Below are 11,773 nucleotides of genomic sequence, written 5' to 3' on the forward strand. Positions count from 1 at the left end.
CATTTTTAAGACAAGCTATAAATTTACTTGAATAATAAAAAAGCGTAAGCAGGTGGCTTTATGCTTTTTGTTGCTGCAAATCCTTTCTATCATCTCCTTTAAATTGTGTGAGACATCCACTAAATAATGCGAAAAACCATGAATGTGTGAGACCTGTCTTCATTTGCCAATGATGTATTAAATAGCGGTTTTGGCAAAAGATAAGTACGAATCAATACGCAATTGGGTAAGTTTTTTTGAGTTGCGACGTAACTATTCAGTGATTAAAATGACTGATATAAAGTAGCGGTTCAAAACTACTTACGGTAATTATGGATTCAATTATATTTTAATCGAAGGAGGAGTTCATGAATGAGTATGCTCTCACGGATCGCGCTAGCTCTAGTTATTATCGGTGCACTTAACTGGGGTTTGATTGGATTATTTCAATTTGATTTAGTTGCAACGATATTTGGTGGTCAAGATGCATTCTTGTCTAGAGTGGTCTATGGTCTTGTTGGGATTGGTGGTCTGATATGTCTCGGTCTACTATTTAAGCCAAATGAAGAGGTCGACACGGTTACCGCCCGCCCTTCACATTTCTCCAATTCTGATTTAAGGACAGAATTCGGCGAGGAACCGGATTTTACGAAAGAGCAGAACGATAAATTGAAAAAAGACTAACCGTGGTATGGATCATGTAGATTAAGCGCAACAAGAAAACAGCCGCCTGTCTCAGGTGGCTGTTGCAAGTATTAAACGGTTTTTGTAAAGTTTTCGAGTGCAAATTGTCAAACTGTTACGCTTTGGTAATGTGGGGTACTGCCACTTAGAAACGAAACGATCCAGATTGCAATTATTATTAATTCCTTACTTTGGGATGAAACGGGGAAACCACAAGTTTCAAAAGAAAAAATTGTATTTGTTAGGTGCTCTCAGCCTATAATCTTAATAACTTAAAATTATCTTTCGTCTTCGGCATTCTCATCATTAGTAAATATAGTGAGGATGGAATCTAGTGGCTCTGTGCCATTTGCAATCGCATTAACTTTATCAATATATTGCTTATTCATTAAATGTCTTAGCGGTTGTTCTACATCTTTGAAAGACTTGAACGCCTCGATTGCCATCTCATCCCACTCTGCATAATAGATTAAATAGTCGTTTGCGGTCACTTTTGTTCGAGAAGATCCCTCTTCAGGTATACATTCAAACTCTTCATCATCCCCCATTGCACCATAATCGGCTGTTAATTGTTCTCCAGGTTGAATGTCCCGCACAGCTAACTCAAAATCATATGCTGTATCTACACAATTTGGATTGAAGCTGTGATTTAGATACCTTGCGTGATCCCAGCAGAGAACGTATTTGCCGTCATGATCTTCATAGGAGTATTTATATATATAATCTTTTTGGATATCATCAAGGCTATCAATATAATCTTCATCAAAAATAATATCCAAATCATCTTTAATCCATACAATGGTTCCTTTAGGGATTAATTTTGTTGCGAACACACCAACGCCAATTTCCTTACTTACATATCGAATTTCTGTATCTGGATGCATCATTTTGATTGTCCTCCTAGTATTCCATTTGCTTAATTTGCAAATAATCGTAAATAATTATCTTACAAAATTACCCAACCCATTTTTAAAAATATGGCCATTGCCAATATGATTATGCGAGTACTTTAGGTTTGACTTAGTTTAATAACCTAATAATTAATAATTTTTTTGAAGAACGAAGATCGTGAAAATATATCCAGAAATTGATTTTGTTTAAGGCTAACAGTCATTTTTTTGTGAAAAAGGCATATCTATGGAATGTGTTGAATATTAAAGAATAAATATATTTTGATCCAACAAAACCAAGATTATCATTCGCTTTTTTATGCTCACTAAACTGCTCTTCAAAATAAAGGAGGTAAAGTATGAAGCAACTATACATAAAGCAGAAAGTATTTAGTCTAAGTGGCAAATTTACGGTAAAAGATCAGCAGGAGAAGGATGTTTACTATGTGGAAGGTAGTTTTATGCAAGTTCCAAAAACTTTCTCCATTATGAATACAGCGAGAGAAGAAGTCGCGCTCATTACGAAAAAGGTGTTCAGTTTTTTACCAAAGTTTTTTGTTGAAGCGAATGGTCAAGAGGTGTTAACGATTAAGAAGGAGTTCTCCTTCTTAAAAGCACGCTATACGATTGATGCGGCGGGTATTGAGGTACATGGAAACTGGTGGGAAATGGATTTTCAGGTGGTACAGAACGGGGAAGTTATCGGTAAAGTGAGCAAGGAGTGGTTCACTTGGGGCGATAGTTATAAAGTTGAAGTATTGAATGAAGAGATGGAGACCATCATGATTACACTCGTTGTTGCAATCGATTGTGTAAAGGCTGATCAAGCAGCTGCTTCCTCAGCAGCTGTCACGTAAAGTTGAAGTGCTGACGAGTAGTTTTTAGAGTATCAAAGTCATTGGAATTCTCATTACAAGAAATTGCAAACCAAAGCAAAATCCTTTCATCTTAAGGATTTTGCTTTGGTTTTTTCTGTGCTACCAGAGCGTATATAAGGACGTCTCCCTTTTTATCTTCCTATAAATAGCTTATACTTATTAGGTAATAATAGATGTTATAATGTTTAAATTATTGTATTACACTTGATATGGATATTTTTAAAACAGAAAAGGTGTGTGACTAGGTCTTGCCTGGTCTTAACTTCTAACAGGAGTACCTACATTCTTTCTGCAATTTAAGGTATAAGGATGGTAAAAATGAGCATTAGAGAAACTAATACAGACGTTATCTTAATTGGTGCCGGAGTCATGAGTGCGACTTTAGGGACACTTTTGAAAGAATTAGCACCGGAATTGAAAATTACAGTGTTTGAGAAGCTCGACAATGCAGGTGAGGAAAGCTCGAACGAATGGAATAATGCAGGAACAGGTCATGCCGCTCTTTGTGAGCTTAACTATACAAATGAAAAACCCGATGGATCGATAGATATTAGTAAAGCAATTAAAATTAATGAACAGTTCCGTTTATCCACCCAGTTTTGGTCACACCTTGTAAAAAACGGGCTGTTAAAAAATCCGGAAGACTTTATCATGCCGTTGCCACATATGAGTATGGTACAAGGGGAACAAAATGTAGAATTCTTAAAGAAACGTTTTGAAGCGCTCTCAAAAAATCCCCTGTTTCAAGGGATGGAATATTCTGATGACCCAGCAAAACTGAAGGAATGGATCCCACTTATTATGCAAGACCGTCCATCAAATGAAGCGATTGCGGCAACAAAAATCGACTCAGGAACGGATGTTAACTTTGGTGCTTTAACACGTATGATGTTTGATCATTTGTTGAATAAGGACGTCCGTATTAAATATAACCACAATGTTGATAATTTGTACCAAAATGGCGATGGTTCATGGGAATTAAAAGTACGAAATGTCTACAGTGGAATCGTAGAACACCACAATGCAAAATTCGTCTTTATCGGAGGCGGAGGCGGAAGTGTGCATTTACTGCAAAAATCCGGTATCCCTGAAGGGAAAAATATTGGTGGATTCCCAGTGAGCGGCTTATTCTTAGTGTGTAATAACCCAGAAGTTGTGGAGCAGCATCATGCCAAAGTATACGGAAAGGCTAAAGTTGGTGCTCCACCAATGTCTGTGCCGCATCTTGATACACGTTATATCGATAATAAAAAATCATTACTATTCGGTCCTTTTGCTGGCTTCTCACCAAAATTCCTGAAAACAGGTTCAAATCTCGATTTGATTGCCTCCGTAAAACCGGACAATGTCTTGACGATGTTGGCAGCCGGCGCAAAAGAGATGTCATTGACAAAATACCTGATTCAACAAGTAATGTTGTCCAAAGAAAAGCGCATTGAGGAGTTACGTGAATTTATTCCGAACGCTAAACTCGAGGATTGGGATACAGTGGTAGCTGGTCAACGTGTGCAAGTAATTAAAGATACTGAAGCTGGTGGAAAAGGAACGCTTCAATTTGGTACAGAAGTTATAACTGCCGCTGATGGCTCAATCGCCGCATTATTAGGTGCTTCTCCAGGTGCTTCTACAGCGGTTCCAGTAATGCTAGAGGTACTTGAAAAATGCTTCCCACAACATTTCCAAGAGTGGGAACCGAAAATCAAAGAAATGATTCCTTCTTATGGTGTCTCCTTAATGGAAAATCCAGAGCTTCTAGAAGAAATTAATTCATCAACCAATGAAACGCTTCGTCTAAACGAGAAAAGCGGATCTGAAGAGTTTTTAGATATAGAACCAGAGAAACATGATGAAGTAATTGATTATCCAGAGTCAAAATAGATAATTTTTAAGACATAAGTAATACAAACAAAGAACCTTCAATCTTTCTATAGATTGAAGGTTCTTTGTTTGTAAAATAATAATCTAATAACAAAAAGAAGGAGAACGCATATACACAGCATTCTCCTTCATATTTAGCTAATAAAATGATGTGCTACTTTAAATTCTTGAAAAAAGAAATCTTTTTCAGGGCCACACACACTGGAATGGCCACGATGATTCCGACAACATTTTGAACGAGGTTTCCAGGAATTGAGGCCATTGGTGCAATCCAGTTGCCATAAAGAACCCCTTCACAAAGGTAATATACGGCTAACATCACAGGAACAGAAACGATCACCCCAAGTAGATTGAAAGCAACACTCGTTCCGTTTCGACCATTTGACCAAGCAATTTTCCCAACAATGTATCCTTGTAAGCCACGAGCCACAATGGTGAAAGGTGCCCACAATGTCCAACCAGCGTATAAGTCGAACAATCCCATCCCAACAGCCCCAGCAATGGCTGCTTTTTTAGGACCAAATAAGAAGGCAGCAATGAATAGCATAGCTGTTCCTAGATGAACTAAACCGCCATTTGCCGTAATCGGTAGTTTAATATTTAATAAGAGCGTAGCAACGAATACAAGTGCAATTAACATGGATGTAAGAATTAAACTAAACGTTTGTGTTCGTGAACCAGTATAACTTTGTGTTTGTGCTTTTTGCATAGTAAAAACCTTCCTCGCTTTGTGATTTCATTGATAACATTAGCAAAGGACTGGCATATTTAAAAGTATCAGTTTAACACAAAATGTAGGGGTCAGATTGTAAAGTGTGTTTGAAAATCATCTATAGAGAAAACAGGATATAGCTGATTTTTAGTGACTAACGTGCCTAAATAATAGTTAGACATAGGACCTTTTCAAATATCTTTAACTGATTTAGCTGTTTTGTTGCGTTTAGGAGTGTAGGAAGCTACTTTTCCTTAAAACCAAGAGGAACCATACGAGAAATAAACGAAAAAAAAACCGCAGAAGCGGTTTTTTTAACACCAAACAATAACCCAATATGGTGTTGTTTGCGCGGGGATACTTCTCGTAGTCGGACCGTAGTTAACGATTAGGTTTCGATTCGCAATGTTTTTGGTGAAGGGTTGCCCATTCCTCAATGAAATCGGAGTGTAAGGGGAAAGATTTAATTGTAATTGCCCATCTTTGCTGACCAATTGTCTATTAAAGTAGTCCACTTTAATGATTTGATATGGATCGTCTTTGACAATGACAAGTGCCCGATATTGTGGCGGGTAAATAAGAGGAACTGGAGCATCTCCATCATAGTATCCAGTTATTGTGTCTCCTACAGCAACCTGTTCTTGGTTCACAAAATAAGTGGACGGTGACACCACAAAATTAACTGAAGCTCCCGCACCATTGTCTACCGACATCAACGTATAGCAACCTTCGCCTTCTCCGTTAGCTCCTATTATAAAATCATTGATTTCCGTAACCGTTCCCCGGAAAGAAAAAAAATTGACCAATCTTGTACCTCCATCGCTAGGAAATTATTTCTTATGCTATGCATCCTCTTAGCGGTGTGTGAATTGTATGTATAAAGATATTGAAGGCGTTCTGTAACAAAGAAAGCACATCAACGTTTAAGTTGATGTGCTTTTAATATCTACTCTGTTGTTAGAATATTATTCCGAATCAATCGCTTTTCTCATAATAAAACTCAAATGCCGACCGCTCTTTCTATCTTGGCGATAGGAGAATCCATCCGGACTAATAAATGTGCACATCCGGTCCATGGTAATTTGCTCAGATGGGATGCCTGCCAGTTCACATTGCCTTTTAACCGCTAACTGATTATCAATGTGATACTTATTGGTTTTTTCGTTGAAGTACATGAAATCGTCAGCATAGCCGAGGTCTTTGAATTTTAAATAGACGTCTTCATCGACTTCAAACTTTTCCTGGCTTAGTGCTGCACCAATATGGACATGCAAATCATGCGGATTGCAGTTTTCCACTTGTGTTAAATGCTCAAAAAGCTTCAAGGCAATTTCTTTGACGGTACCTTGCCAGCCCGAGTGAATTACGCCAATAAGGCCAGTCACTTCATTGTGAAAAATCACAGGGACACAATCGGCTGTGAAGCTACTTAAAACGATATTAGGCTCATACGTATACAGGGCATCTGTATCAGCAATAGCGGTATTAACCTGATTGGCACCTCGCCCTTTGTCTTCAAGTGTTACCCGATAGAAATTCGAGCTATGTGTTTGATTAGCACAAACCAAATCGCCCAAATCACAGTTCAAGTAAGCAGCTAATTTTTTGCGGTTTTCCACTATGTCAGCCGTGGTTTGACAGGCGTGGAGAGCCATATTGTTGTGCTCCAGTTCAACATTATCTTTCAAGGTCATTCCTGCAATAAATTTCTCATTGTTTAAATATATGTTTGTTTTCATATCATCACCTGATTTTAATATATAGTACTGTTCTGCTGATGTATAGGACACTCTGTTTTCAATGATTGTGAGAAAAAGCGTTCTTTATCCCCGATAAGTACTCTGCCATTACCGGTAAACAAAATATTTATGAAGATACCTTTCCTCTGCAAAAACAGTAGCAATAACCTCTCTCTCAACCCACTAACTTTAGAAATCCTTCGAAAGGTAAAAATCTCGAAAATGAAGTATATTAAAGAAAATAAAAATATCATAAGAAAACGGATGATTACATAGGAGGATTTGTATATGGAGATAGGAATCAGCACGTTTGTAGAGACCACACCTGATTTAAAAACGGGTGAAGTAATCAGTCATGCGCAACGATTGCGGGAAGTCGTGGAAGAAATTGTGCTTGCGGATCAAGTGGGTTTAGATGTATTCGGGGTAGGGGAGCATCATCGTCATGATTTTGCAGCATCTTCTCCAGCCGTTGTGTTGGCCGCCGCCGCTTCACAGACAAAGCGGATCAGACTGACGAGCGCAGTAACGGTGCTTTCTTCTGCAGATCCTGTCCGGGTATTTCAAGATTTTGCAACGCTTGACGGCATATCGAATGGGCGTGCGGAAATTATGGCTGGACGGGGTTCTTTTATCGAATCCTTTCCGCTGTTTGGCTATGATTTAGAGGACTATAACGAACTGTTTGAAGAAAAGTTGGACTTGTTGCTGAAATTGCAGAAGTCCGAATTCGTAACCTGGTCTGGAAAGCATCGTCCTGCCATTCATAATCTGGGAATATATCCGCGTCCAGTTCAAAATCCATTGCCTGTATGGATTGGAAGCGGGGGTAATAGTGAATCGGTCGTCCGCGCAGGACTATTGGGACTGCCGCTGGTTTTGGCAATAATAGGAGGACGCCCCTTGCAGTTTGCCCCACTTGTTGAGCTCTATAAGAAAGCGGCGGCTAAGGCAGGTCATGACGTATCCAAATTACCGATTGCGTCCCATTCACACGGGTTTATTGCAGCCGAAAATGAGACAGCTGCAGATAAATTTTTCCCACCGACCCAGCAAGTCATGAACGTCCTTGGACGGGAGAGAGGCTGGGGTCATTACGATCGTGCGGCATTTGATGCAGCTCGAAGTTTTAAAGGGGCATTGTATGTAGGGGATCCGGAAACCGTTGCCCAAAAGATCATTCACCTGCGCAAAAACGTAGGCATCACACGTTTTATGCTGCACGTACCGGTTGGAACGATGCCACATGCAGATGTAATGAATGCCATTGAACTGTTAGGGAAAGAAGTGGCACCGATCGTTCGGGAAGAAGTCTCGAAGTGGGAAGCAACGCAATAATCAGGACCAAAAGACAGACTTCGTTTTCTGAAGTCTGTCTTTTGGTTTTAAAATAATTCAGGTGAATGTTTTATAAAATAATAAAGGACATAAAACCAACTAAAAAAACCGTGAATAATGGCCCAACCAATGGACTGATAAGCTGTGTAAGAGATAACCATCGCAAGGCAAGATCCAAAACCGATTCCTTTCTTTATGACATCTGCAGTTTTCTGTTCCTTCGTAATTTTATTCCCTCCATACATCACGATATGACAAAGTACGCGGAGTTATGCACGTTTAATACAGGCTTGGTGTCACTGAGTTCTGTGTAATGTCAGCATTTTTTTCATCAGCTCGTCTAATCCATCTGGATCTGATGTTATTCTTATAGAAGTGCTGATATTTTTTCGTAAATGAAAAAAAAAGATTATAATAGAATTAGCTTGAAGAATTTTACAAACAAAGGTGTGTCTTCGTGAAACAATTTTATAAAAATATGAACCAAAAACAGTATTATTTTTTAACCATCATGACGATTGCTCTAATGACAAGTGGGTTAATTGTTGTAATTCCACGTTATGATGGTCCTGAGGCAGGTTTCCTTGTACATATTTCATTAGTCGTTTTATTATCGGCAAGCTTATTAATCTATCCAAAGTATGAGAAATATCTTTTTAGACTCACTACCATCATTGTAGGTGCAGCTTATTTCTATATGCTTTTCTTTTTATATCCAGAAACCTGGTCGACGTTTATTTTCCTCTGCTTTATTCCTGCATTTTCCATTTTGTTTTTCGATTCAAAACTGTTTTATTTCTCTTTAGTGTTTAATGTTTTGTTAATTACTTTAACGTTTAGTTATGTTGTATTAATCGATCAAGGTGACAACTATTCGCATATCACGATGGATTTAACCGGAAATATTATTAATTTTATCGGGAGCCAAATCATTATCTATCTTATTTTTTATATTTCTTCTGATCGAATAAAAAAACAACAACTGTATTATGAGGAGTTGCAGCAATCGGAGCGGTTAAAAACCACGGGCCAATTGGCAGCTGCAGTCGCACATGAAATCCGAAATCCACTAACTGTGGTAAAAGGATTTTTACAGTTTTATGAAAATGACAGTTCGGTCAGCAAAGACGTAAAAAGCAACTTTTCAATGATGATTGAAGAATTAAATACAGCAGAACATGTTATCTCCCAATTTTTAACCACAGCAAAACCAGATAAAGATCAAAAAATGGAAACAGTAGATGTTCGAAAAGCCCTGCAAAGTGTAGCGGACTTGCTGATGTCTTATGGCGTATTTCATCAAAATAACATTGAACTGCTTGTAGAAGAGAGAATATATATTGCAGCCAATCCCATCGAATTTAAACAGTTACTAATTAACTTGGTAAAAAATGCAATTGAGGTATCCAATAAAGGCGAGTCTGTTCTAATTGTGGCTGAACAAAAAAAGAAAGAAATTGAAATTAGAGTAGTCGACACAGGTTTTGGTATGTCTGAAGAAGTATTGAAATCACTTGGGTCTCCATTTTACTCCTTAAAAAGTAAAGGTACGGGACTTGGACTCATGATTTGCTTTAACATTGTCGAGAAATATAATGGGACGATTCATTTTGAAAGTATAGAGGGACAAGGAACCACCGTTATTGTCCGTTTCCCAGTTGTAACGCATCCGCTGGCTAGATTGGAGCAATAGCTATAAAAAGAGAATTCGTGCTTTCCAATCTCTAGATAAACCCATTCACATAAACAGTGAATGGGTTCTTTTTATGATAAGACCCTGGATGAGCTTTATTTCCTGTTTATAGGTAAAATGAAGTCTGTTTAAGCTAGCAATGGGTGGGAAAATGGCAACAAACAAGGCTGAAAAAGGAAATGTGGTAAGCATTATCTTATCAAAGAGAAACAGTGATCTGGTACCTGTTCATACTGCTCAGTTGTTGGTAGTATTTCCATTTTTTATTTAGACCATCAAAAAATCAGTAAAGTATAAGTTTTCAAAATTAAAGAGATTCCATTTTGATATAGTATATTGTTTATGTATCTCTCTTGAGATGCATTTTTTGTTTTTTATTATCGTCTGTAGCTTTTGTTTTTGGAGAAATAAGTTCACCTTTTAATAAATCCTCTTGATTATGTTAAACCTAACACGATGAAGCAATTTGTAGTAATAATCACGTGTGTATAAAATGTTCTGTTCCATCACTTTAATTTTTTTAAAAAAATTGTGGTTTCTAGATATGTAGCGTTTTAAGAAAACGATTTCATTTAACAATGTATTTTGTTAAATGATTGGGAAAAGCTAAATCTTTGTAGATAGATTATTGGAACTGAAAAATTCCGCGATGACATGGATTATTTAAAACTTAAAGAATTAAGTCTGCAGATTATGGATAGGACAGACATGGTTATCAAATCAGAGGATGCAAAATAATAAACTGATGAAATGGGGAGTAATCAACATGACAGGAATATTAACAGCAATCTTATCAGTTATTGTATTACTTGGAGCGGCATTCTTAATGTCGAATGATAAGAAAAACATCAACTATAGAGCAGTTGTAATTTTGTTCGTAGCTCAGCTTATTACAGCTTATGCAATGCTTAACACAACAATTGGTGGACAGGTAGTAAAAGCTGTCACTGACTTTTTCGCGAAGTTGATGGTGTTTGGTAATGAAGGGATAGCTTTTGTCTTTGGTGGCTTTGAGTTTGAGAATGACCGTCCAGTATTCTTTATCTCGGTTTTACTGCTGATTGTCTTCACATCTACTTTACTAAGTGTTCTAACTTACATCAGAATTTTACCTCTTATGATCAAGTATCTTGGAGGAGCAGTTTCTAAATTAACAGGTCTTCCTGTAATTGAATCTTTCTCTACTGTCGCTTCTTCAATCTTTGGAGATACAGGTGCTTTAATTGCTGTAAAGAACCATATTCCTAAAATGAATAAGAATAGATTATTTATTGCTACTACGGCATCACTGACAAGTGTATCAGCATCCATTGTAGGAGCTTATATGACAATGATACCTGCTGAATACGTACTGGTAGCTCTACCTCTTAATATAATGTCAGGTTTACTGCTTGCCTCTATGGTGGCTCCGGCTCAATCCGTTGAGGGAGAAGAAATTAGAGTTAAAGATATGATCAATGACAAGTCTCTATTTGAGGCAATTGGTAATGGTGCTATTGATGGGATGAAAGTTGCAGGAATTGTAGGAGCTATGCTTATTGCGTACATCTCTCTTATTGCGATGATTAACTTTGTTCTTACATCAACTATTGGAATAGACTTGACTACGATTATGGGCTATGTATTATCACCTGTAGCTTGGTTAATGGGTGTACCAGCTAATGAAATGGTACAAGCAGGCGGAGTAATGGGAACAAAGATCATCTCTAATGAGTTTGTTGCCATGTTAGGCTTCCAAGAAATGATTCCTAACTTGTCTGCTAAAACTGTAGGCGTTGTATCAGCTTTCTTAATATCATTTGCTAACTTTAGTTCGATTGGAATCATCATTGGAACGGTACAGGCAATTGATGAAAAACAATCAGGCGTTGTAGCCAAGTTTGGCCTCAAGATGTTGTTAGTTGCTACAATGGCATCGGTATTAACAGCTACAGTCGTTGGACTATTTATCTAATATAGCTTTTCTGAAGAAATGACCTTTC

10 protein-coding genes are annotated in these 11,773 nt (G+C 37.7%); 6 read left to right on the forward strand and 4 right to left on the reverse strand.

Annotation, left to right across the window (positions count from 1 at the left end):
- The first annotated feature begins 351 nt into the window (after positions 1-351).
- Positions 352-663, forward strand: a complete 312-nt coding sequence (locus ACQKEV_RS00260) for a DUF378 domain-containing protein (protein ID WP_427442253.1) — start codon at positions 352-354, stop codon at positions 661-663.
- 278 nt (positions 664-941) lie between these two features.
- On the opposite strand, the gene ACQKEV_RS00265 is transcribed toward ACQKEV_RS00260, so the two are convergent.
- A complete protein-coding gene (locus ACQKEV_RS00265; RefSeq protein WP_427442255.1) occupies positions 942-1,550 on the reverse strand; it encodes an SET domain-containing protein in 609 nt (202 codons plus the stop codon).
- A 362-nt stretch (positions 1,551-1,912) separates the two neighbouring features.
- On the opposite strand from ACQKEV_RS00265, the gene ACQKEV_RS00270 reads away from it, so the two are divergent.
- Together ACQKEV_RS00270 and ACQKEV_RS00275 are read left to right on the forward strand one after the other, a co-directional pair.
- Complete coding sequence (locus ACQKEV_RS00270) at positions 1,913-2,410, forward strand: LURP-one-related/scramblase family protein (protein WP_427442256.1); 498 nt, start codon at positions 1,913-1,915, stop codon at positions 2,408-2,410.
- 339 nt (positions 2,411-2,749) lie between these two features.
- Positions 2,750-4,309: a malate:quinone oxidoreductase gene (locus tag ACQKEV_RS00275; RefSeq protein WP_427442258.1), complete on the forward strand. Its 1,560-nt coding sequence runs from the start codon at positions 2,750-2,752 to the stop codon at positions 4,307-4,309.
- A gap of 154 nt (positions 4,310-4,463) precedes the next feature.
- On the opposite strand, the gene ACQKEV_RS00280 is transcribed toward ACQKEV_RS00275, so the two are convergent.
- From ACQKEV_RS00280 to pgeF, 3 genes are all read right to left on the reverse strand, one after another.
- Positions 4,464-5,018, reverse strand: a complete 555-nt coding sequence (locus ACQKEV_RS00280; protein WP_427442260.1) for an ECF transporter S component — start codon at positions 5,016-5,018, stop codon at positions 4,464-4,466.
- Positions 5,019-5,335: 317 nt separating this feature from the next.
- Positions 5,336-5,827, reverse strand: coding sequence for a hypothetical protein (locus tag ACQKEV_RS00285; RefSeq protein ID WP_427442262.1), 492 nt, complete (start codon positions 5,825-5,827; stop codon positions 5,336-5,338).
- Between the two features lie 159 nt (positions 5,828-5,986).
- Positions 5,987-6,760: a peptidoglycan editing factor PgeF gene (pgeF, locus tag ACQKEV_RS00290; protein WP_427444780.1), complete on the reverse strand. Its 774-nt coding sequence runs from the start codon at positions 6,758-6,760 to the stop codon at positions 5,987-5,989.
- A 288-nt stretch (positions 6,761-7,048) separates the two neighbouring features.
- Here pgeF and ACQKEV_RS00295 point away from each other — a divergent pair, with 288 nt between their 5' ends.
- From ACQKEV_RS00295 to ACQKEV_RS00305, 3 genes are all read left to right on the forward strand, one after another.
- Positions 7,049-8,098 carry an LLM class flavin-dependent oxidoreductase gene (locus ACQKEV_RS00295; protein WP_427442264.1) on the forward strand — a complete coding sequence of 350 codons (1,050 nt, stop codon included), beginning with the start codon at positions 7,049-7,051 and terminating at the stop codon, positions 8,096-8,098.
- A gap of 457 nt (positions 8,099-8,555) precedes the next feature.
- On the forward strand, positions 8,556-9,791 hold the full coding sequence (locus ACQKEV_RS00300) for an ATP-binding protein (RefSeq protein ID WP_427442266.1): 1,236 nt from the start codon (positions 8,556-8,558) through the stop codon (positions 9,789-9,791).
- Positions 9,792-10,557: 766 nt separating this feature from the next.
- Complete coding sequence (locus tag ACQKEV_RS00305) at positions 10,558-11,745, forward strand: NupC/NupG family nucleoside CNT transporter (protein WP_427444781.1); 1,188 nt, start codon at positions 10,558-10,560, stop codon at positions 11,743-11,745.
- Positions 11,746-11,773 lie beyond the last annotated feature (28 nt).

Origin of the sequence: Paenisporosarcina sp. NPDC076907, from assembly GCF_050269735.1 — a bacterium.
Classification (GTDB): Bacteria; Bacillota; Bacilli; order Bacillales_A; family Planococcaceae; genus Paenisporosarcina.